Origin of the sequence: Hydrogenophaga sp. (assembly GCF_041913525.1) — a bacterium.
GTDB lineage: Bacteria > Pseudomonadota > Gammaproteobacteria > Burkholderiales > Burkholderiaceae_C > Hydrogenophaga.
Genome location: NZ_JAYSFD010000007.1, coordinates 47193 through 68985, shown reverse-complemented (window position 1 = coordinate 68985; position 21793 = coordinate 47193). Strand labels below are relative to the sequence as shown.

Below are 21793 nucleotides of genomic sequence, written 5' to 3'. Positions count from 1 at the left end.
GCGGAGAATTGCCATGGCCAATGCCGATAAAAACACCCCCAAGAAGCCCAAGCTCGTGCGGGACAGCTTCACCATCCCCAAGAACGAATTCGCCGCCATCGAGACCATGAAGACGCGGGCCATCGCACTGGGCACCAGCGTGAAGAAAAGCGAGCTGCTGCGAGCCGGCCTGATGGCCCTTCAGTCGCTAAGCGATGCCGATTTCAAAGCCGCTCTCGCCGCTGTGCCCACGCTCAAGACCGGCAGGCCGCAGGCCCAAGAAGCCGAGACCGAGAACACCAAGCAGGTGAAGGCTGAGGCCGCCCCCGCCAAGGCCGCAGCGAAAACGCCGGTGAAGGCACCAGCCAAGGCTGTAGCAAAAGCACCAGCCCAAACAACCCGCGCGGCCAAGCCCGCCACCGCCACCCCGGCCGTAGCCCCTCAGACCAAGCCCGCGCGCACCCGCCCAACCAACGCCAAAAAGGCCGCCTAAGTCAGAGCAGCTCGGGCGTCTGCACGGTCACGATGACCGTTTGTGGCACGCCCGCGCGTTCGCGCTGGCGCAGCCACCAGACCGCGCCCTTCTTGACCGAACAGTCGGCGGCCTGCAAACCCAGCAACTGCGCCACCACCTGCCCCAGGGTGGGCTGGTGCCCCACCACCAGAACCGGCGAGCGCCCGCCAGGCCATTGCACCAGCTCCAGCAGAGCGGCGGGCGTCGCCCCAGGCAACAGGGCCTCGCTGAGGCGGTATTTGCGCCCCAGCGCCTGAGCGGCCTGTGCCGTCTGCTCGGCGCGGGCAGCAGGACTCGACCAGATGCGCGTGCCCTCAGGCAGTTGACGGTCCAGCCAGGCCGCCATGCGAGCGGCCTGCTTTTCCCCGCGCGGCGTCAGGCGCCTGGCCAGGTCGAGGGCATCGCCCTGCTCCCCCTGTTCGCCACCTGGGTGCTCTTGTGCCTCAGCGTGCCGCCACAGAATCAGGTCCATTGCCGCCCTTTCCTCAGCCCTTGGTGCCGTAGCGGGCCATCAAGGTTGACTGGGCCGATTGCAGGACAGCCCTCGCCCTGGGGGGCAAGGTCTGGTGCGCCGGGCGGTACTGACCATCGGCTTGCAGCAACCAGGCGTCTCGCGTGTCCTGCAGGTACACCAGCAGGCATTCGTCAATGATGCGCTGGCGAAGCTGGGCATCTGTTACCGGCCAGGCCAGCTCCACCCGGCGCAGCATGTTGCGGTTCATCCAGTCGGCACTGGAGAGCCACAGCTCCTCGTCGTCACCCACGCGGAAATAGAACACCCGTGAGTGCTCCAGCAGGCGGCCGATGACCGAGCGAACGCGCACGTTATCGGTATAGCCTGGCACCTGGGCTGGCAGCACGCAAGCCCCGCGCACGATCAAGTCCACCTTCACCCCGCGCTGTGACGCCTCGGCCAAGGCCCGGGCCAGCGGCTCGTCGGTGAGGGCGTTCATCTTCAACACGATGCGCACCTCTTTACCGGCTGCGGCCGCCTTGCCCGCCGCGTCCAAGCGGTCGAGCAAGGCGCGGTGCAAATGGAAGGGCGCGATCACCGCCTTGTTCAAGCGCCCAAGCCGGTTCTGGCTGGCCAAGTGCAGGAAGATCTGGTCCAGGTCGGCCGTGAGCTGCGGGTCGGCCGTGAGGTAGCTCAGGTCGGTGTAGAGCCGGGCTGTTCCAGGGTTGTAGTTGCCCGTGGACAGGTGGGCGTAACGCCGCAGCCCCCCGGCCTCACGCCGGGTGATGAGCATCATCTTGGCGTGGGTCTTGAGGCCCACCACACCGTACACCACCTGCGCGCCCACCGACTCCAGGCGTTCGGCGTAGTTGATGTTGGCCTCTTCGTCGAAGCGGGCCTTGAGCTCCACCACCGCTGTGACTTCTTTGCCGCGCCGCACAGCCTCGCGCAGCAGATCCATCAGCTCGCTCTTGGAACCGGTTCGGTAGATGGTTTGTTTGATGGCCACGACGTCCGGGTCCAGCACGGCCTCGCGCAAAAAACCCAGCACGGCATCGAAGCTCTCGTAAGGCTGGTGGATGAGCACGTCGCCCTGTCGCAGCCGCTCAAAGTACGACTGCCCGGGCGTGAGCTGCACAGGCCAGCCGGGGTGGTAAGGCTCGAAGCGCAGGGCCGGGGCATCGATCATGTCCACCAGCTGGTTCAGCCGCACCAGGTTCACCGGCCCCGCCACCCGGTACAGCGCGTTGGCCGGCAAACCGAATTGCGCCAGCAGAAAGCCCGAGAGGAACTCCGAGCAGCCGGCCGACACCTCCAGGCGAAGCGCCTGTCCGAAATGCCGCTGCTGCAGCCCCTTGCGCAAGGCGGTTCGCAGGTTCTTCACCTCTTCCTCGTCCACCGCCAGGTCAGAGTGGCGCGTGACGCGGAACTGCGAGAACTCGGTGACCTGGCGCCCTGGGAACAGATCGCCCAGGTGCGAGCGAATCATGCTGGAGATGGACACGAAGTGCATTTGCTTCGAGCCCTTGACAGCCGGCATGCGCAGAAAGCGCGGCAGGATGCGCGGCACCTTGACGATGGCGACCTCGTTCTCGCGTCCGAACGCGTCTTTGCCCGCCAGGCGAACAATGAAGTTGAGTGACTTGTTCGCCACCTGCGGGAAAGGATGGGCCGGGTCCAGGCCGACGGGCATCAGCAGGGGCTGCACCTCGTTGACGAAAAACTCTTTCACCCAACGCCGCTGTCTGGGGTTGCGCTCGCTGTGGGGCACGATCTTGATGCCCTTCTTCTCCAGCAGGGGCATGAGTTCGTCGTTGTAGATGGCGTACTGCTGGGCCACCAGGGCGTGCACCTGGTCTGACAGGCGCTCAAAGGTCTGGGTGGTGTACAGGCCACGCTGCTCGTTGGCCTGAGCCGCCGTGAGGTGGGGCGCCATCCTCACCTCGAAAAACTCATCCAGGTTGCTCGACACAATGGCGAGATAACGCATGCGCTCCAGCAGGGGGACATCCCGGCGCCGGGCCCAGTCCATGACCCGCTCGTTAAAGGCCAGGATGCTTTGGTCGCGATCGAGCAATGGGGTTTTGTTCAAGTTATTGGTGCCACTCATGAGATTCGGAAAAGGGTCGCATGGACTAAGGCGACCCAAGCACGTGCCATGCCCATTATTCAACGAGCGGGCCGTGTTTTGGCGTTCCTGCGGCACTGCGCCCTGTCATGTCTGCCATGCGGGTGCGCCGAATGCGCGGGCGCAACGCCAGCGCGGCCAGAAACCCTTCAACAGCCTGTGCCCAACCGTAGGCCAGCGCGTGTTCGCGCACCTGCCGCCTGGACAGGCGCAGGGCCTTGTGCCAAGCCTCTTCCAGGCTGTCGGCCACGCAACCACCCTGCCCTGGGCCCAGCCACTGCATGGGCCCGTCCGCAGGCAAGGCTGCCACGGGCGTCCCGCAGGCCATGGCCTCCAGCACCACGCGCCCGGCGCCGTCGTGCCGCCCGGGGTAGACCAGCACGTCGGCGTTGGCGTACACGGCGGCAAGCTCATGGCGCGGCAACACCCCGACCCAGTGAACCGTGGGATAACGCCCCACCAAGGCCTTGGCTTGAGGGCCATCACCGCACACCACTTTGCTGCCCGGCACGTCAAGGCCGAGAAAGTCTTCCACATCGCGCTCGTGCGCCACGGGGCCGACATACAAGCTGACCGGCCGGGCCAAAGGCCCCAACACGCCACATGACGGAGAACGCAAGGCCGGTGTGAACAGGCGCGTGTCCACCCCGGCCGACCAATCGCCCACTCGCGCGATGCCGGCCCTCCGGAGCTTCTCTCGCAGGGCCGGGCTGGACGCCAGCACCTTGGAACTGGGCTGGTGAAACACCCGCATGGCCGCCACGGTGATGGCACGTGGCACACGCAGCATGGCGTTCAGGCGTGTGGCCCAGCTCACGTGCGCGCCCGTGGAAAACGGCCAATCGCGCGCCAGACAGTGCCGGCGTGCGGCCCAGCCCAGCGGGCCTTCGGTGGCGATGTGAATGGCGTCGGCATCGGCCGCGTCCATGCGTTGGCGCAAGCGCTGGCCAGCCCACAGCGACCAGCGCACACCCGCCACCTTGGGCCAGGGCAGGCTGCGAAACCCAGACGGCTCGATCACCGACACCACGTGCCCCTCGCGCTGCAGCTCGCGGGACAGCTCCACCAGCCAGGTGCCCAGACCATGGCCCTGCGGCTCCCAGGCATCGGTGACGATCAGGATCCGCATGGCGTGGCGGCTCAGGTGCCCAGGAAATGCTTGCGGTAGCGAGCGGGCAAATCAGCCAGGCGCATGAGCATGGGCAGATCGGCCGCGTTGAAATCGGGGTCCCACGCTGGTGGGCCCAGCACCTTGGCGCCCAGGCGCAGATAGCCCTTGATCAGGGCGGGCGGCTCCACGTCCAGCGTGTCGTCGAGCAACTCCACCGGCAGCGGCAGGCGCGGGCGCACGTGCCAGTCAATCGGGGCCAAATGGGTGTCGCGCACCTGGCGCCAGATGCTGGCCGCCGCATGACCACCGCCCACGCGGCCGTGCGGGCCTTCGTGGTGCATGGGAATGCTGGCGCAGCCGATCATGGTGTCGAGCTGGTTGCGCACCATGAAGTCGGCCAAGGCCCCCCACAGCGCCATGATCACGCCGCCGTGGCGGTGGTCCGGGTGCACGCAACTGCGGCCCAGTTCCACCATGCGTTCGCGCACCTGGCGCAGGCGGGTGAGATCGAACTCGGTGTCGCTGTAGGTACTGCCCACGCGCTTGGCCTGGGCCGGCGTCAGCACCCGATAGGTGCCGATGACCTGCTGCGTCTGGCGATCGCGCACCAGCAGGTGCTCACAGAAGTCATCGAACAGATCGACGTCGTGACCGGGCACCGTCTTGGGCAGACGAGCGCCCATCTCACCCGCAAACACCTGGTAGCGCAGGCGCTGGGCCTCGCGCACCTCGTCCTGGTGGCGGGCCCAGGTGACGTCGATGCCCGCGTCGCCCTTGGCGCGCGCCATCAGACCCGCCAGGGGTAGGGCATGGTTGACCAGCGCCGGCTGATCGGGTTTGAGGTGAGGGATGTCGTTCAAATGGGTCTCCGTGGCGTTTGTGCGATGGTGCGCAGCCTCGGTGACCTGTTCGTTTCAGTCACATGAACACTTCATGACAAGGCCCGCCTGTATGGGCTGGGCCTGCCACGGGCGCTGACACAATAGGGCCCGTGATCCAACGCCCCTTGTCCCTACTGCCCCATCCGGCCTCACCCCTGTGGCCTGGCGTGACCCTTGAGGCCCACGTGCAGCGAACAGGGCATGGCCTGAGCATCCGCTACTCATTGGCAGCACCACCACACCTGCTGCAATTGCCCGCCCCTGCTCTGCCGGGCTTCGCCGACCAGCTCTGGCAGCACACTTGCCTGGAGGCCTTTGTGGCGCCTGCCGACAACCCGACTTACCGCGAGTTCAACTTCTCGCCCTCGGGCCAGTACGCCGAGTACCACTTCCGCGACGAGCGGGCCAGAGTCGACGCGTCGCCCAGCCCCTCTGCGCCCCGGTTGCAATGGTCAAGCACCACCAAAGGCATCGAACTGCTGGCCGAGGTGGCATTGAGCGGCATCCCGCACACGCAAGACCTGCTCGTGGGCCTGACCGCGGTGCTGGAGGATCGCGAGGGACAGTTGAGCCATTGGGCCCTGCACCACCCTAAAGACCACCCCGATTTCCACGACCGCAGGGGTTGGACCCTGCGCCTGCCGCCCTACCACCCAAGCCACTCATGTTGATCGGCCTCGAACGCTTTCTTCAAGACCCTGCCCTGCGCGCACCCTTGGCCGGCCGCCGCGTGGCGCTGCTCGCCCACCCCGCCTCTGTCACGCGCGACCTCACCCACGCGCTGGACGCCCTGGCGGCCCTGCCCGACGTGAAGCTAAGCGCCGCTTTTGGCCCGCAGCACGGCCTGCGCGGTGACAAGCAAGACAACATGGTCGAGTCGCCCGACTACCTCGACCCGCGCCTGGGCATTCCCGTGTTCAGCCTGTACGGCACCGTGCGGCGCCCCACCGACGCCATGATGGACAGCTTCGACGTGCTGCTCGTCGATCTGCAAGACCTGGGCTGCCGCATCTACACCTTCATCACCACGCTGCGTTACGTGCTCGAGGCCGCAGCTCAGCACGACAAGGCCGTGTGGGTGCTGGATCGCCCCAACCCCGCCGGCCGCCCGGTGGAGGGCCTGACGCTGCGCGCGGGCTGGGAGAGCTTCGTGGGCGCAGGCCCGATGCCCATGCGCCACGGCATGACCATGGGCGAACTGGGCCACTGGTTCATCGCCACGCTGGGGCTGTCACTGGAGTACCGGGTCATCACCATGGAGGGCTGGGCACCCGATGCAGCGCCCGGTTTCGGCTGGCCCACGGGAGAGCGCACATGGGTGAACCCCAGCCCGAACGCGCCCAACCTGTCCATGGCGCGGGCCTACGCTGGCACCGTCATGCTGGAGGGCACCACGCTGAGCGAAGGCCGCGGCACCACGCGGCCGCTGGAACTGTTCGGCGCGCCCGATCTGGACACCACCCGCCTGGTGCGCGACATGCGCGAACTGGCACCGCAATGGCTGCAAGGCTGTGTGCTGCGCGAGTGCTGGTTCGAGCCGACCTTCCACAAGCACGCGGGGAAGCTGTGCGCTGGCGTGCAGATCCACGTGGAAGACCCGCAGCACTACGGGCACCAAGTCTTCCAGCCTTGGCGCCTGCAGGCCCTGGCCTTCCGCGCCATCCGACTGCAGCAGCCCGACTACCCGCTGTGGCGCGACTTTCCCTACGAATACGAGCACGACCGCCTGGCCATTGACCTCATCAACGGCAGCCCGCTACTGCGCGAGTGGGTGGACGATGTGAGCGCAGCGCCCGCCGCGCTGGACGCCTTGGCCGTACCAGATGAGCAGGCCTGGCTGAGCGCCCGAGCGCCCTATCTGTTGTACTGATTAGCCAAGGCTCGGGCGTCAGAGCCACTTCTGCATGAACTCGGCCGTGCCCATGGCCGGGTCCAGCTGATAGCCCTCAAAGCCCATGCGGAGGTAGGCCTTGCGCGCCGCCTGGTTGCCTGACAGCACTTCCAGCGTGAGCTTCACGGCGCCTCGACGTTGAGCCTCTTGTTCGACCACCTCAAACATCCGCTCGGCGATGCGGCGACCGCGGTGACTGGCCAACACCGACACGTCGTGGATGTTCACCAGCGGCTTGCACTTGAAGGTGGAAAAGCCCTCGATGCAGTTCACCAGGCCCACCGGCGTCTGGCCATCAAACGCCAGCACACTGAAAGCCTGCGGGCGCTTGGCCAGCTCAGGGACAAGCGCCGCTTTCACCACCTCTGACAAGCCCTCGCCACCACCGGCCGGGTCTTGCGCGTAAGCGTCGAGCAATTGAACGACGGCCAAGGCGTCCCCGGCATCGCCGTAGTCCGCCAGACGCACCGTGATCGCACCTGCGCTCATGCACCCTCCTTCGCGGCCTGGGCCAGGCGCTCGGCGCAGGCCTGAGCGGTATGGGCATCGCGCGCCTCCACCATCACCCGCAACAGGGGCTCGGTACCGCTTGCGCGAATGAGCACGCGGCCTGCATCGCCCAGTTCGGCCTCAACCGCCTGGGTCTCGCTGGCCAGTTTCGCGTTGGTCTTCCAGTCTTGGCCCGGCTGAAGGCGAACGTTGAGCAAGGTCTGGGGAAACAACACCACCTCCGACAGCAACTGCGCCATGGTCTGGCCACTGCCCACGCAGGCGTGAAGCACTTGCAAGGCCGACACCAGGCCGTCGCCAGTGGTGTGGCGGTCCAACACCAGCAGGTGGCCGGAACCCTCACCGCCCAGCACCCAACCATGCTTCTCCAGTGCTTCCAGCACGTACCGGTCACCCACCTTGGCGCGCACGAAGCGCACGCCGCGCCGCTTGAAGGCCAACTCCACCGCCATGTTGGTCATCAGGGTGCCCACCACGCCGGGCACATCTTCATCGCGGGCAATGCGATCGGACGCAATCAGATAGAGCAGTTCATCACCGTTGTACAAGCGCCCCGCGCTGTCCACCATTTGCAGGCGGTCGGCGTCGCCGTCCAGGGCCACGCCATAGTCGGCGCGGTGGTGGCGAACGGCCTCCACCAGGGCCTGCGGGTGCGTCGCGCCGACGCCGTCGTTGATGTTCAGCCCATCAGGCGAGCAGCCAATCTTCACCACCTCGGCGCCCAGCTCATGGAACACCGCGGGGGCAATGTGGTACGCCGCACCGTGCGCGCCGTCGACCACGATCTTCAGGCCTTTGAGGCTCAGGTTGTGCGAGCAGGTGCTCTTGCAGAACTCGATGTAACGGCCGGCCGCGTCGTCCAGGCGACGCGACTTGCCCAACTCGGCCGCGGCCACCCACACCGGCGGCTCGTTCATGGCCGCCTCCACCGCCAGCTCCCAGTCGTCGGGCAGCTTGGTACCCTGGGCACTGAAGAACTTGATGCCGTTGTCGGCAAAGGGGTTGTGGCTGGCGCTGATCACCACGCCCAGGCTGGCGCGCTGCGCCCGCGTAAGGTAGGCCACGGCAGGTGTGGGCACTGGGCCCAACAGCACCACGTCCACGCCGGCCGAGTTGAAGCCGGACTCAAGTGCCGCCTCCAGCATGTAGCCAGAGATGCGCGTGTCTTTGCCAATCAGCACCGTGGGATGGCGCTCGCTGCGCTTGAGCACGCGGCCCACCGCATGGGCCAGGCGAAGCACGAAATCGGGGGTAATGGGGGCTTGCCCAACGGTGCCACGAATGCCGTCGGTGCCGAAGTACTGGCGCGTCATGTGTTGTCCTTCTGATTACTCGCGTGTGCGCCGCATTATCGCGGTCGCACAAGACAACTCAGGCACTGGCGCGCATAGCGTCCCACACCTTGATGGCGTCCACCGTGGCCAGAACGTCGTGCACGCGCACCACGTGCGCGCCACGCTCCACCGCCAGCAAGGCCGCCGCGACGCTGCCCGCCACACGGTCCAACGGCTGCTGGTGGCCAGTGACTGCACCGATCGACGACTTGCGCGACCAGCCGGTGAGGAAGGCAAAACCGGTCGACAAAAACACGTCCTGGCGCGCCAGAAGGCTGAAGTTCTGGGCCACGGTCTTGCCAAAGCCAACACCCGGGTCCAGTGCAATGCGGGCAGGGTCGGCGCCAAGCGAGGTGAGTGCCTCGGCTCGCGCCAGCAGGAAGGCGCGCACCTCATCGAGAATATCGCCCTCCATCGGGGCCGCCTGCATGGTCTGCGGGTCTCGGTGCATGTGCATCAGGCACACGCCCGCCCTGGGATGGGCCGCGACCACCTCCAGGGCACCCGGCTGCTGCAAGGCCCAGATGTCGTTCACGATGTCGGCCCCCAAGTCGAGCACGGCGCGCATCACCTCGGGCTTGTAGGTGTCCACCGAAACCGGAACCCCGAGCTTCACCACCTCACGCACCACCGGCAGCACGCGGCGCAGCTCCTCGTCCAGCGGCACGGCGGGGCTGCCCGGCCGGGTGGACTCTCCGCCCACGTCCAGGATGTGCGCCCCCTCACTGAGCAGGCGCTCGGCGTGGGCCAGGGCCGCGCTGGTGCTGGCGTGCCGCCCCCCATCCGAGAAAGAGTCGGGCGTGACGTTGACGATGCCCATGACTTTGGGCGTGCTCAGGTCGATGTCAAAGCGGGCAGTGATCCAGCGCATGTGTGAAGGCTTCCGAAACAAAAACGGGGCCCGAAGGCCCCGCGAAGGATGGTGACCGATCAGGCCGCGGTCGGCGAAGGATCGGTGGACACAGCGGGGGTGCCGCCATCGGAACCACCGCCACCCACCGGGTTGCGCGGCGTCCAGTCCTTGGGCGGGCGCGGCGGCTTGCCGGCCATAATGTCGTCCAATTGCTCACCGTCGATGGTTTCCCATTCGAGCAGGGCCTTGGCCATGGCGTGCATCTTGTCGCTGTGCTCTTCAATCAGGTCGCGGGCCAGCTTGTACTGCTCGTCGATGATGCGCCGCACCTCGGCGTCCACCTTCTGCATGGTCTGCTCGCTCATGTTGGTGGTCTTGGTCACCGAGCGCCCCAGGAAGACCTCGCCTTCGTTCTCGGCGTACACCATCGGGCCCAGGGCCGTGGTCATGCCGTAGCGCATCACCATGTCGCGGGCAATTTGGGTGGCACGCTCAAAGTCGTTGCTGGCGCCGGTGGTCATCTGGTTCATGAAGACCTCTTCGGCGATGCGACCACCGAACAGCATGCTGATCTGGTTCAGCATGTAGTCCTTGTCGTAGCTGTAGCGGTCTTTTTCGGGCAGGCTCATGGTCACGCCGAGGGCGCGACCACGCGGGATGATGGTGACCTTGTGCACCGGGTCACACTTGGGCAGCAGCTTGCCAATCAAGGCGTGTCCGGCCTCGTGATAAGCGGTGTTGCGGCGCTCTTCCTCGGGCATGACCATGGTCTTGCGCTCGGGGCCCATGATGATCTTGTCCTTGGCCTTCTCGAAATCCTGCATTTCGACCAGTCGGGCGTTGCGACGCGCGGCCATCAATGCGGCTTCGTTACAAAGGTTGGCCAGGTCGGCGCCGCTCATGCCAGGCGTGCCACGGGCGATCACAGCGGCGTTCACGTCAGTGCCCAGCGGGATCTTGCGCATGTGCACATTGAGAATCTGCTCGCGGCCGCGGATGTCGGGCAGGGTCACGTAGACCTGGCGGTCAAAACGGCCCGGGCGCAACAGGGCAGCGTCGAGGATGTCGGGGCGGTTGGTGGCAGCCACCACGATCACACCCAGGTTGGTCTCGAAGCCGTCCATCTCAACCAGCATCTGGTTGAGGGTCTGCTCGCGTTCGTCGTTGCCACCGCCCAGGCCAGCGCCACGTTGGCGGCCCACGGCGTCGATTTCGTCAATGAAGATGATGCAAGGCGCGTTCTTCTTGGCGTTTTCGAACATGTCGCGCACACGGGCCGCGCCCACGCCGACGAACATCTCCACGAAGTCAGAGCCCGAGATCGAGAAGAAGGGCACCTTGGCTTCACCCGCAATGGACTTGGCCAGCAGCGTCTTGCCGGTGCCCGGGGGGCCGACCAGCAGCAAACCGCGAGGAATGCGACCACCCAGCTTCTGGAATTTCTGCGGGTCTTTGAGGAAGTCCACCACCTCCTTGACCTCTTCCTTGGCTTCGTCGCAACCAGCAACGTCAGCGAAAGTCACGGAGTTGTTGTTCTCATCAAGCATGCGCGCCTTGCTCTTGCCGAAGCTGAAGGCACCGCCTTTGCCGCCGCCCTGCATCTGGCGCATGAAGTAGATCCACACGCCGATCAGCAGCAGCATCGGGCCCCAGCTCACCAGCAGAGTCATCAGCAGCGAGCCCTCTTCGCGAGGGCGCACGTCGAACTTCACGTTGTTGTTGATGAGGTCGCCCACCAAGCCACGGTCAAGGTAGGTGGCGGTGGTGCGCACGCGGCGGTCATCTTGCGTGACGGCCACGATCTCGGTGCCGCCCTGGCCTTCTTGAATGGTGGCACTCTTGATGCGCTGGGCCTTCACCTCATCGAGGAATTCGGAGTAGCCGATGTAGCCGGCACCCGCCGCACTGCGGCTGTCGAACTGCTTGAAGACAGTGAAAAGCACCATGGCGATGACCATCCACACGGCGATTTTCGAAAACCATTGGTTATTCAAGTGCAGCTCCTGGAAACTCGGTGGCGTATGCGCCCATATGCACCCCATTCTAGGACTTTCAAGGCATCGCCATCGATGCCCATCCCCTGGGAATGCCTATCAAAGACTTGGCTATTTTCTATTTCGGTTCAACCGACTCACCGGCTGACGCTTTTTTCAGACCAAGGCCCACCAAAAAGGTTTCCGACGATTTGTCGCGGCTGGCCTTGGGTTTGATGGCCTTGACCACCCGGAACGTCTGGCGAAACAGACTCACCATCGGGTCATAGGCTGCACCGTGGAAGAGCTTGACCACCAGAGCACCATCGCGCTTGAGGTGATGAACGGCGAAATCAACCGCCAGCGAGATCAGGTCTTCAATGCGCGCGGCATCGGCCGAGGCGATACCGGAAAGGTTGGGCGCCATGTCCGACACCACCACGTTCACCTTGTGCTGCAAGCCGCGGTCGGCCAGGGCCTGTTCCAGTTGCGCCAGCACGCTTTCTTCGCGGAAATCGCCCTGGATGAAATAAACGTCTTCGACGGCCTCCATGGGCAGCAGGTCCAGCGCGATGATCGTGCCTTGAAGCGCGCCAGCGGCAGCACCTTGTGGGCTTAGGCGCCGACGCAGGTACTGGCTCCAGGCGCCGGGCGCGCTGCCCAGGTCGACGACCACGTCACCCGGGTGGATGAGGTCCAGCGTCTCGTCGATTTCTTTGAGCTTGTACGCCGCCCGAGCGCGGTACCCCTCTTTTTGGGCCAGCTTCACGTAAGGGTCGTTGACGTGCTGGTTCAGCCAGGCCTTGTTGACCTTTTTGCTTTGGGTTTTGACTTTGATGCCCATGAAACGCAATACCGCCGTGTAAACGATAATTGTCCCATGCCCCAGATTATTCTCACTCCCGCCCAGCGCAAGGTGCACCGCGCCGAAGCCCACCACCTAGACCCCGTCGTCCACATCGGAGGCGACGGTCTGACGCCGGCGGTCAAAAAGGAAGCCGATGCGGCCCTGAACGCCCATGGCCTCATCAAGATCCGGGTGCTCAGCGACGACCGGGTCGCCCGCGACAGCATGCTGGAAACCCTGGCCGACGAGCTGAACGCCGCACCCATCCAGCACATCGGCAAGTTGCTGGTGCTGTGGCGCCCCATTCCCGAGAAGACCAAGCCGGTCGATGAAAACCGCATGCCCGGCCCAAAGGAAGTGAAGGTGCTGAAGTTCAGCAAACGCGGTGGCCAAAAACCCGAAGTGAAGGTGGTGAAGGTGCTGGGCAACCAGCGGCTGACCCCCGGAGGGCAGGTCAAGCGAGCCAAGGTGCGCAAGAAGAGCATCAAAAAGGGCGCCGCCTGAGCGGTTCAGCGCCCAGCGGCTTGAACTTTGTTGGCCTTGACCCCACCCTGATGGCATGAACGATCGCACCGCCCCCGCCCAGCCCCTGCTCGATTTCTCCGATCTCCCCCGGTTCGATGCCATCACCCCCGAGGGGGTGGGCCCTGCCATCGACCAACTGCTGCGCCAGGCCGATGCCGCGCTTGAGCAGGTGACCGCCCCCGACTTCCCCGCCGATTGGAAAGCCATCGCCAGCACACTGGACGTGGCCACTGAGCGCCTGGGCCGAGCCTGGGGGGCGGTGAGCCACCTCAACAGCGTGGCCGACACCCCCGAACTCCGGGCCGCCTACAACGAAGCGCTGCCCAAGGTCACCGACTTCTGGACCCGCCTGGGCGCCGACGAGCGCTTGTACGCCAAGTACAAGTCCATGGACCCCGCCACGCTCTCGCCCGAGCAGGCCCGCGCCCACCACAACGCGCTGCAGGGCTTTGTGCTGGGCGGTGCCGAGCTGCAGGGCGAGGCCAAGGAACGCTTTGCGGCCATTCAAGAGCGATCGGCCGAACTGGCTCAGAAGTTCAGCGAGAACACGCTCGACGCCACCGACGCCTACGCCCTCTACGTGGGCACAGACGAATTGGCCGGTGTTCCCGACGACGTGGTTCAAGCCACCGCGGCGGCGGCCAAGGCCGATGGCCGCGAAGGCCACAAGCTGACCCTGAAGATGCCGGTGTACCTGCCGGTGATGCAGTTCGCGCACAGCAGCGCGCTGCGCGAGAAGCTGTACCGCGCTTACGTCACCCGGGCGAGCGACCAGGCCGAAGGCGATGGCGCCAAGTTTGACAACAGCGCCATCATGGGCGAGTTGCTGGCGCTGCGCCACGAAGAGGCCCAATTGCTGGGCCACCGCCACTTCGCCGATGTGTCGCTGGTGCCCAAGATGGCGCAGTCGCCCGAGCAGGTGATCGGCTTCCTGCGCGACCTGGCCACCAAGGCCCGCCCCTTCGCGGAGCGAGACCTGGCCGACATGCGCGAATTTGCCCAGTCGGAGCTGGGCTTGAACGACCCGCAAGCCTGGGACTGGCCTTATGTGGGCGAGAAGCTCAAGGAGGCCCGTTACGCGTTTAGTGAGCAGGAGGTCAAGCCCTACTTCACTGCACCCAAGGTGCTGGGCGGCTTGTTCCAGATTGTGGAGACGCTGTTCGAGGTGGCCATTCGCCCCGATCAGGCGCCGGTGTGGCACCCCGGTGTGCAGTTCTTCCGCATCGAGCGCGAGGGCATGCTCGTGGGTCAGTTCTACCTGGACCCGGGCGCCCGCAACGGCAAGCGAGGTGGCGCCTGGATGGACGATGTGCGCGCCCGCTGGCTGCGCCCGGACACCGGCGCGCTGCAGACCCCGGTGGCGCACCTGGTGTGCAACTTCGCTGAAGGGGTGAACGGCAAGCCGCCGCTGCTCACGCACGACGATGTGATCACCCTCTTCCATGAGTTCGGCCACGGCCTGCACCACTTGCTCACCCAGGTGAACGAGCGCGATGTGTCGGGCATCAGCGGCGTGGAGTGGGACGCGGTGGAACTGCCCAGCCAGTTCATGGAGAACTTCTGCTGGGAATGGGACGTGCTCAAGCACATGACCGCCCATGTGGACACCGGCGAGCCGCTGCCGCGCGCCCTGTTCGACAAGATGCTGGCGGCCAAGAATTTCCAGAGCGGCCTGCAAACGCTTCGCCAGGTGGAATTCGCCCTTTTTGACATGCTGCTGCACAGCCAACCGCAGCCGCCCGCCACGGGTGAGGCCATTCTGGCCCTGCTCAAGTCGGTGCGCGACGAGGTGGCCGTGCTGCAGGCGCCGGCCTACAGCCGCACGCCGCACACCTTCAGCCACATCTTTGCGGGCGGTTACTCGGCGGGCTACTACAGCTACAAGTGGGCCGAGGTGCTCAGCGCCGACGCCTATGCCGCCTTTGAGGAGGCGGCGCAGCGCCTGGGCAACAGCACGGTCGACGTTCAGACGGGCCGACGCTACCGTCAGGCGATTCTGGAGGCCGGCGGCAGCCGACCCGCGATGGAATCGTTCAAAGTGTTCCGGGGTCGCGAGCCGAGCATTGATGCCTTGCTGCGACACCAGGGCATGGCCTGAGGCCAGGCCCGACCCTGGAGCCCCTTGACACCCATCGAACGGAGAACCCCATGAGCCTGCGCCGCCCGATTGCCACCGCCCTGACCCTGGCCTTATTGAGCCTGGCGGGCCAAGCCTCGGCGCAGGGGGTGTACCGCATCGTGGGGCCTGATGGTCGGGTGTCGTTCTCCGACCAGCCACCCGCAACGCAAGCGCCCGCCGCGGCGCCCGCAGGCAGCGGCCGGGGCTCGGCCGGGTCGGCCCTGCCCTACGAACTGCGGCAAACCAGCAGCCGCTACCCCGTCACCTTTTACAGCGCTGCCGATTGCGCGCCCTGCAACGCGGGCCGCAACCTGCTGAACAGCCGCGGCATCCCGTACACCGAAAAAACCGTGTCCAGCCAGGACGACGCCGAGGCGCTCAAGCGCCTGGCCGGGGAGGCCGCCCTGCCCTTGCTGACCATCGGCTCGCAGCGCCTCAAGGGCTTTTCCGAGCCCGAGTGGACGCAGTACCTGGACGCGGCCGGCTACCCGAAGCAGTCGATGCTGCCCGGCGGCTACCGCCGCCCGGCGCCGTCACCGCTGGTGACCGTGCAGGCACCCGTGGCCAAGCCGCCCACCGACAACGCCTCGCCCGCGCCGCGGGCGCCGGCCGAGGTACCGGTGGCTCCGCCCGTGAACAACCCGGCGGGCATTCGTTTCTGAGTCTGCCGGCGCGAGCCGGCGCCGCCTCAGAACGTCAGCGTCTTCACGCCGCTGGACGTGCCCAACAGGCAGACCTGGGCCTTCTGGTGGGCGAACACCCCCACCGTCACCACGCCCGGCCACTGGTTGACTTCGCTCTCGAAGGCCAGCGGGTCGGTGATGCGCAGGCCGGTCACATCCAGGATGTGCTGGCCGTTATCGGTGACCAGGGGCACGCCGTCTTTCAGGCGCACACGGGCCTCGCCGCCCAGCGTGGCGAACTGGCGAGCGATGCGGGCAGCGGCCATGGGAATCACCTCCACCGGCAGCGGGAAGGCACCCAGGGCCTGCACCAGCTTGCTCTCGTCGGCGATGCAGACAAAGCGGCGCGATTGGGCGGCCACGATCTTCTCGCGCGTGAGCGCGGCGCCACCACCCTTCACCATGTAACCCTGGGCATCAATCTCGTCGGCCCCGTCGATGTACACCGACAGCTCGGCCACGTCATTGGCTTCCAGCACCGGAATGCCCAAGGCTTTCAGGCGCGCGGTGGACGCCTCGGAGCTGGAGACCGCCCCGGGGATCTGGTCTTTCATGGTGGCCAGCGCGTCGATGAACTTGTTCACCGTCGAGCCCGTGCCCACGCCCACGATTTCGCCAGGCACCACGTATTGCAGGGCGGCCTGGCCCACCAGGGCTTTGAGTTCGTCTTGGGTCATTTGCGACAATCCCGGGTTCGTCAAAAACCCCGGATTATCCGATGTCCCTCATCCCCTACGGCCTGGCGCGCGCCCTCCTCTTCAAGATGGACCCCGAGGCGGCCCACGAGCTCACGCTCGACTCGATTGCCCGGGTGCAGCACTCCCCGCTCACCTGCCTGTACGGCGAATCGCGCGTGGACGACCCCTACACCCTGGCCGGCCTGAAGCTGCCCAACCGGGTGGGCCTGGCCGCCGGGCTGGACAAAAACGCCCGCTGCATTGATGGCCTGGCCGCCATGGGTTTCGGCTTTGTCGAGGTGGGCACGGTCACGCCCAAGGGCCAGCCCGGCAACCCGAAGCCGCGCATGTTCCGCATTCCCGAGCGGCAGGCGCTGATCAACCGCCTGGGCTTCAACAACGAGGGCCTGGACGCCTTCATCGCCAACGTGAAGCGCGCCCGCTTCCGCCAGGGCGGCGGCGGTGCGCCCATGCTGCTGGGCCTGAACATTGGCAAGAACGCCAGCACGCCCATTGAGCGCGCCACCGACGACTACCTCACCTGCCTGGCCGGCGTGTACCCGCACGCCGACTACGTGACGGTGAACATCTCCAGCCCCAACACGCAAAACCTGCGCAGCCTGCAGAGCGACGAGGCACTTGACGCCCTGCTGGGTGCGGTGATGGCCCGCCGCGCCGACCTGGCGGCCGAGCACGGCAAGTCGATTCCGGTGTTCGTGAAGATCGCCCCCGATCTGGACGACGACCAGATCGCCGTGATCGCGGCCACCCTGCGCCGCCACGGCTGTGGCGCCGATGGCCAGCCCACGAACCTGCTGGGCGTGATCGCCACCAACACCACGCTCAGCCGCGACGCGGTGGCCGGCCTGCCGCACGCCACCGAAACCGGCGGCCTCTCGGGTGCGCCGGTGCTGCAGGCCAGCAACCGGGTGATTGCCCAGTTGCGCCAGGCCCTGGGCGCGGGCTTCCCCATCGTGGGCGTGGGCGGCGTGCTCAGTGGCGCCGACGCGGTGAGCAAGATCGAAGCGGGTGCCGACGTGGTGCAGATCTACACCGGCCTGATTTACCGCGGCCCGGCCCTGGTGAGCGAGGCCGCACGGGCCATCCAGGCACTCAGGCGCTAAGGCCCTAACGCGCTACCGCGCTATGGCCTGCTGAGGCGGGCCAGCACCTCTTCTGCCACGGCCAGGCAACTGGTCAGGCCGGGCGATTCGATGCCCAGCAGGTTCACCAGGCCCGGCACGCCGTGCTGGCTCTCGGTCTGAATGAGGAAGTCGGCGGCCGGCTCGTGCGGGCCGCTGATCTTGGGGCGGATGCCGGCGTAGCCCGGCAGCAGCGCGCCATCGGGCAGGCCGGGCCAGTAGCGGCGGATGGCGGCGTAGAAGGCGTCGCCCCGGCTGGCGTCCACCACCAGGTCATCGGGCGAATCCACCCACTGCACGTCGGGGCCGAACTTGGCCTGCCCACCCAGGTCCAGCGTGAGGTGCACGCCCAGGCCGGCCAGGTGCGCGTCGGGCTCGGGCGCGGGGTAGATCAGGCGCTGAAAGGGCGCTCGCCCGCTCAGGGTGAAGTAGTTGCCCTTGGCGAACCAGGGCTTGGGCACAGATCCCGGCGTGGCGCTGGGCACCAGGGCCGCCAGCGCACAAGCCGACAAACCCGCCGCGTTCACCACGGTGCGGGCCTGCAGGCGGGTGCCATCGGCCGTTTCCACCAGCAGGCCACCCGGCACCACCTGCAGGGCCGACACGGCGGCGTGGCAGGCCACCAGGCCACCGGCGTTCTCCAGGTCGCCTTGCAGGGCCAGCATCAGGCCATGGCTGTCCACGATGCCGGTGGACGGCGACCACACCGCGGCCAGGCAGTCCAACTCGGGCTCCATCGCGCGGGCCTCCTCACGCGAGATCAGGCGCAGGTCGTGCACGCCGCAGGCCTGGGCGCGCTGCACGAAGGCCGGCAAGGCGTCGCGTTGGGACGCGGTAGTGGCCACGATGAGCTTGCCGCAGCGCTGGTGCGGCACGGCGCGCTCTTGGGCGTAGGCGTACAGCAGGTCGCGCCCGCGCAGACACAGCCGTGCTTTCAGCGAGCCGGGCGGGTAATACAGGCCGGCGTGGATGACCTCGCTGTTGCGCGAGCTCACGCCGGTGCCGATGGCGGCCTCGCGCTCCAGCACCATCACCTCGCGGCCGGCCAGGGCCAAGGCGCGGGCCACGGCCAGGCCGACCACGCCAGCCCCAATCACCAGCGCATCCACCGCTTCGGCGCCCTGGGTCATTTGGCGCGCTCCATGAGCTTTTTCACGTGCACCGAGGGAATGGCATAGGAGATGCCGGAGGGCGCGCTCAGCGCCGCCTCGCGCGTGCCCTTGACCAGCACCATGTTGATCACGCCCATCACCTCGCCGGTCTGGGGATGGAACAAAGGCCCGCCGCTGTTGCCCGGGTAAGCGGTGGCGTCGAGTTGGAAGATGGTGAACGAGCCATCGCGCAGGCTGCGGATGGCCTGGGGTTGCAGGCGGTCGGCGCTGGGGCTGGGCAGCACGGCCTCGGTGATGCTGGCCACCAGGGCACGGTGCGTCACGGGCGAGAAACCCAGCACGCCGCCAATGGGAAAGCCAGTGAAGGCCAGTTCCTGGCCCTCGCGCACGGTGGCCGAATCGCCCACCGCCAGCGCCGGCCCTGGCTGACCGGCCATGCGCAGCAGGGCCAGGTCGCGCGGGTTGTCGCGCGCCAGCAAGGTGGCTTCGCGCATCTGCCACTGGCCGGTGGCCGTTCGCACCTGCACCACCAGCGCGGGGTCATTGGCGGTGGCCTCGGCGGGCAGCACATGGGCGTTGGTCACCACCTCGTTGCCCTGCCCCACCAGAAAACCGGTGCCGCGCAGGCGAAAGCGGGGGCTGTCGGTGGCGAGATAGGTGCCCACCAGCACCACCGATGGCTTGACCTTGGCCACGGTGTCGGCCAGGTCGGCCCGGGCGGGGCTGGCAACCATCAGCAAGAGGGCCGTGCCGCACAGGGCACGGCGGATGGAATCAGGCATCGGCATGGGGCTTGGCGGGCGATAGGAGTTTGCGGGCCAGGTGCGGCAGCAGCAGGTGTGGCGGCATGCGCAGCGCATGGGCCCGAAGATACAAGAGCAGGCGCGCCAGCGGTGTCCACCGGTCGTCGGCGCTGGGGTGTGGCGGGCGCAATGCGCGCAGGTAGAGGGCGTCCAGCAGCCAATGACCCGAGGGCTGGGCCGGGTCGGCGCCGGGCAGGCCTTCGCGCAGCGGGGCCGGCACCGGCGTGCCCATCAGGGCCTGGGTGTAGCGCAGGGCCAGGGCGAGCGGGCCACTGAGTTGCAGGGCCTGGGCGCGGGCCAGCAGCGCCTGGGCGGCGGCGGCGTCGGGCACGCACTCGCGCAACAGGGCATCCAGGTCGAGCAGGCCGCGCAGGCCCATTTCCAGCTCGCCTTCGTGGAACAGGTGCGCCGCGCTGTGCAGCAGCAGGTCAAGCGGCGCCAGCGTGTGCACGCCCTCTTCGCCCGGCACTGGCTGGGCAGCGGCCAGCAGCAGCGCCGAATCGGGTTTCAAGCGATTGGTGAGCGGCAGGATGGCGTGGTGCACGTCCAGCACCGAGCCCCGGTGCACGTGCCGCAGCGGGGGCAGCTCGTGCATCCACTGGCGGTAGTAGCGCTGGTCGTAGGCGCTGTGCTGGGTGGACACCCAGCCACCCATCATCAGCGCCGACTCGACATCGGCCAGGCGCTCGCGCGGCACCAGGATGTCCACGTCAGACACCAGCCGGCCCCGCGCGGCGCGCAGCCCCGCCATGCGGTAAGCCGCGCCCTTGAGCAAGACCACGGGCACGCCGATGCGGGCCAGGGCTCGCGCGATGGCGCGCACCTCGTGGGCCAACTCGGTGTGCTGGCGGTCGGCCAGTTTGCAGGCGGCCTCCAGGTGGTAACGGGCGGCCTGGGGAATCTGCTCCCACACGCCCGCCTCTTGCGCGGCCACGCCCAGGCGGGCCAGTACGTCGGCGTGGCGGCCCTGGCGCAGGCACAGGTCCCAGGTGGCGGGGCGCCAGCGCAGCAGTTCCCGCCCGTCGTGCAACGCGGCCACCAAGGGCGCGATGGAAGGCAGGCTCATTGGAGCGCCTCCAGCGAACGGGCCCAGGCCAGGGCCTCGTCCAGGCGGCTGTAGCGCAGGTCCAGGCAGTCGCTTTGCTCCACCAGCGTGGCCAGTGCCTCTAAGCCGGCGCGGCCGTGCACGTGGTGGTTGAAGCTGTGGCTGGCGATTTCCACCAGGGCACGGGCCTTGCCTCGTGGGGTGAGGGTCAGGTCGGCGCCGGCCTCGTAACGCGGGAACACCAGCCAGGCCGGCCGTGCGGTGTCGCTCGCCCGGGCCAGGCTGTCGGGGGTGACGCGCAGGTGCCCCACCGTGCCCTTGAGGGTGTTGCGCGCCACCGGGCCGATCACGGCCTCAGGGTGGCGCTGGCGAATGATGTCGATGGACGCGTTCTTCAAACTCACCGGGCGTGGCGAGGCGGTGAGTTGGCCAGTGGCCGGGTCGAGCAAGGCCATCTCGTCCGAGAGCAGCCGCCAGCCGTTGAGCATGAGCGCCGCGCACAAGGTGCTCTTGCCCGAGCCAGGTGGTGCGGGCAGCACCAGTGCCCGGCCTTGCTTTTCCAGCACCGCCGCGTGCACGGCCACCCAGTGGTGGGCGTGGCCAGTCACGCACCAGTTCAGGCCCCACTCCAGGAAGGCGAAGGCCTCGTCACGGCCCAGGGGCGTGAAGGGGCGAAGGCCGTCCATCTCGAACACGCACAGGGGCCGCAGCGGCCGCCAGCGCGGGGTGACGGCCACGTGGAAATCGGCCATCGAATCGGCGGGGTCGAGGCACTCGTTCGTGGGGTACAGGGCGCTGAGCCCTTCGGCCACCACCGCAATGGGGCTGCGGATGTGCACCACGAAAGGCGGCAGGCGCAAGCGAATGCCCTGGCCAGCCAAGGCGCGGCGCAGGTCGGCAGGGGCCCAGTCTTGCAGGCGGCGCGGGGTGCTCATGCTGGCACCCAGGCCACCCAGCCTCGGGCGGCGAATTGCTGCAAGGCCTCGTCCACCTGCGCTTGCTCGTCGGCGCTGGCGCTACCGCCCACCAGCAGGTCGGCCAATTCGGGCACGGTGGGTGGCGGGCCTTGCATCAGGCGAAGCAAGGCCTCGCCCGCCCAGGGCTCAAGGGCGTGCAGGCTGGCGTCCGCCTCGTCGTAGACAACGCAACCGTCGGGGTATTCGCGAACCACCAAGCCCTGCGTGCGCAGGCAGGTGCATCGGAGCATGGGCA

The 21793-nt window shown here is 67.2% G+C and carries 22 protein-coding genes; 7 read left to right on the top strand and 15 right to left on the bottom strand.

The features are described 5' to 3' along the window. Positions 1-13: 13 nt before the first annotated feature. A complete protein-coding gene (locus tag ACE3RQ_RS10565; RefSeq protein WP_374521939.1) occupies positions 14-472 on the top strand; it encodes a hypothetical protein in 459 nt (152 codons plus the stop codon). Between the two features lies 1 nt (position 473). Here ACE3RQ_RS10565 and ACE3RQ_RS10560 read toward each other — a convergent pair whose 3' ends face one another. From ACE3RQ_RS10560 to ACE3RQ_RS10545, 4 genes are read right to left on the bottom strand one after another with little or no spacing between them, the layout of a single operon-like run. Continuing rightward, a complete protein-coding gene (locus ACE3RQ_RS10560) occupies positions 474-965 on the bottom strand; it encodes a histidine phosphatase family protein (RefSeq protein ID WP_374521938.1) in 492 nt (163 codons plus the stop codon). A gap of 13 nt (positions 966-978) precedes the next feature. After that, positions 979-3057, bottom strand: a complete 2079-nt coding sequence (ppk1, locus tag ACE3RQ_RS10555) for a polyphosphate kinase 1 (RefSeq protein WP_374521937.1) — start codon at positions 3055-3057, stop codon at positions 979-981. Between the two features lie 55 nt (positions 3058-3112). Next, complete coding sequence (locus ACE3RQ_RS10550) at positions 3113-4204, bottom strand: glycosyltransferase (protein ID WP_374521936.1); 1092 nt, start codon at positions 4202-4204, stop codon at positions 3113-3115. Positions 4205-4215: 11 nt separating this feature from the next. Beyond that, positions 4216-4974 carry a GNAT family N-acetyltransferase gene (locus ACE3RQ_RS10545; RefSeq protein ID WP_374522074.1) on the bottom strand — a complete coding sequence of 253 codons (759 nt, stop codon included), beginning with the start codon at positions 4972-4974 and terminating at the stop codon, positions 4216-4218. A 203-nt stretch (positions 4975-5177) separates the two neighbouring features. Here ACE3RQ_RS10545 and ACE3RQ_RS10540 point away from each other — a divergent pair, with 203 nt between their 5' ends. After that, on the top strand, positions 5178-5738 hold the full coding sequence (locus ACE3RQ_RS10540) for a DOMON-like domain-containing protein (RefSeq protein WP_374521935.1): 561 nt from the start codon (positions 5178-5180) through the stop codon (positions 5736-5738). Continuing rightward, positions 5732-6937, top strand: coding sequence for an exo-beta-N-acetylmuramidase NamZ domain-containing protein (locus ACE3RQ_RS10535; RefSeq protein WP_374521934.1), 1206 nt, complete (start codon positions 5732-5734; stop codon positions 6935-6937). The genes ACE3RQ_RS10540 and ACE3RQ_RS10535 overlap by 7 nt, the downstream gene beginning before the upstream one ends. A gap of 18 nt (positions 6938-6955) precedes the next feature. Here ACE3RQ_RS10535 and ACE3RQ_RS10530 read toward each other — a convergent pair whose 3' ends face one another. From ACE3RQ_RS10530 to ACE3RQ_RS10510, 5 genes are all read right to left on the bottom strand, one after another. Further along, a complete protein-coding gene (locus tag ACE3RQ_RS10530) occupies positions 6956-7447 on the bottom strand; it encodes a GNAT family N-acetyltransferase (protein ID WP_374521933.1) in 492 nt (163 codons plus the stop codon). Next, positions 7444-8781 (bottom strand): phosphoglucosamine mutase, encoded by a 1338-nt coding sequence (gene glmM / locus ACE3RQ_RS10525; protein ID WP_374521932.1) that lies wholly within the window; start codon positions 8779-8781, stop codon positions 7444-7446. The genes ACE3RQ_RS10530 and glmM overlap by 4 nt, the downstream gene beginning before the upstream one ends. A gap of 58 nt (positions 8782-8839) precedes the next feature. Continuing rightward, a complete protein-coding gene (folP, locus tag ACE3RQ_RS10520; RefSeq protein WP_374521931.1) occupies positions 8840-9673 on the bottom strand; it encodes a dihydropteroate synthase in 834 nt (277 codons plus the stop codon). A gap of 59 nt (positions 9674-9732) precedes the next feature. After that, positions 9733-11649: an ATP-dependent zinc metalloprotease FtsH gene (gene ftsH, locus ACE3RQ_RS10515; RefSeq protein ID WP_374521930.1), complete on the bottom strand. Its 1917-nt coding sequence runs from the start codon at positions 11647-11649 to the stop codon at positions 9733-9735. A gap of 118 nt (positions 11650-11767) precedes the next feature. Beyond that, on the bottom strand, positions 11768-12466 hold the full coding sequence (locus ACE3RQ_RS10510) for an RlmE family RNA methyltransferase (protein WP_374522073.1): 699 nt from the start codon (positions 12464-12466) through the stop codon (positions 11768-11770). 42 nt (positions 12467-12508) lie between these two features. Here ACE3RQ_RS10510 and ACE3RQ_RS10505 point away from each other — a divergent pair, with 42 nt between their 5' ends. Genes ACE3RQ_RS10505 through ACE3RQ_RS10495 form a run of 3 tightly spaced genes read left to right on the top strand, consistent with a single transcriptional unit; the run spans position 12509 to position 15781 of the window. Then, a complete protein-coding gene (locus tag ACE3RQ_RS10505; protein ID WP_374521929.1) occupies positions 12509-12979 on the top strand; it encodes a YhbY family RNA-binding protein in 471 nt (156 codons plus the stop codon). A gap of 55 nt (positions 12980-13034) precedes the next feature. Then, positions 13035-15098: a M3 family metallopeptidase gene (locus ACE3RQ_RS10500; protein WP_374521928.1), complete on the top strand. Its 2064-nt coding sequence runs from the start codon at positions 13035-13037 to the stop codon at positions 15096-15098. Between the two features lie 50 nt (positions 15099-15148). After that, positions 15149-15781, top strand: coding sequence for a glutaredoxin family protein (locus ACE3RQ_RS10495; protein ID WP_374521927.1), 633 nt, complete (start codon positions 15149-15151; stop codon positions 15779-15781). 26 nt (positions 15782-15807) lie between these two features. Here ACE3RQ_RS10495 and rpiA read toward each other — a convergent pair whose 3' ends face one another. Then, on the bottom strand, positions 15808-16479 hold the full coding sequence (rpiA, locus tag ACE3RQ_RS10490) for a ribose-5-phosphate isomerase RpiA (RefSeq protein WP_374521926.1): 672 nt from the start codon (positions 16477-16479) through the stop codon (positions 15808-15810). Positions 16480-16520: 41 nt separating this feature from the next. Here rpiA and ACE3RQ_RS10485 point away from each other — a divergent pair, with 41 nt between their 5' ends. Continuing rightward, entirely contained in the window at positions 16521-17603 is a 1083-nt protein-coding gene (locus ACE3RQ_RS10485) for a quinone-dependent dihydroorotate dehydrogenase (protein ID WP_374521925.1), read from the top strand. A gap of 20 nt (positions 17604-17623) precedes the next feature. On the opposite strand, the gene ACE3RQ_RS10480 is transcribed toward ACE3RQ_RS10485, so the two are convergent. From ACE3RQ_RS10480 to ACE3RQ_RS10460, 5 genes are read right to left on the bottom strand one after another with little or no spacing between them, the layout of a single operon-like run. After that, on the bottom strand, positions 17624-18751 hold the full coding sequence (locus ACE3RQ_RS10480; protein WP_374521924.1) for an NAD(P)/FAD-dependent oxidoreductase: 1128 nt from the start codon (positions 18749-18751) through the stop codon (positions 17624-17626). Further along, positions 18748-19515, bottom strand: a complete 768-nt coding sequence (locus ACE3RQ_RS10475) for a S1C family serine protease (RefSeq protein ID WP_374521923.1) — start codon at positions 19513-19515, stop codon at positions 18748-18750. Before ACE3RQ_RS10475 ends, ACE3RQ_RS10480 begins: the two co-directional genes overlap by 4 nt. Then, a complete protein-coding gene (locus ACE3RQ_RS10470; RefSeq protein WP_374521922.1) occupies positions 19508-20602 on the bottom strand; it encodes a nucleotidyltransferase family protein in 1095 nt (364 codons plus the stop codon). The genes ACE3RQ_RS10475 and ACE3RQ_RS10470 overlap by 8 nt, the downstream gene beginning before the upstream one ends. Beyond that, entirely contained in the window at positions 20599-21516 is a 918-nt protein-coding gene (locus ACE3RQ_RS10465; RefSeq protein WP_374521921.1) for an HprK-related kinase A, read from the bottom strand. The genes ACE3RQ_RS10470 and ACE3RQ_RS10465 overlap by 4 nt, the downstream gene beginning before the upstream one ends. After that, positions 21513-21788 carry a hypothetical protein gene (locus ACE3RQ_RS10460; protein WP_374521920.1) on the bottom strand — a complete coding sequence of 92 codons (276 nt, stop codon included), beginning with the start codon at positions 21786-21788 and terminating at the stop codon, positions 21513-21515. Before ACE3RQ_RS10460 ends, ACE3RQ_RS10465 begins: the two co-directional genes overlap by 4 nt. Positions 21789-21793 lie beyond the last annotated feature (5 nt).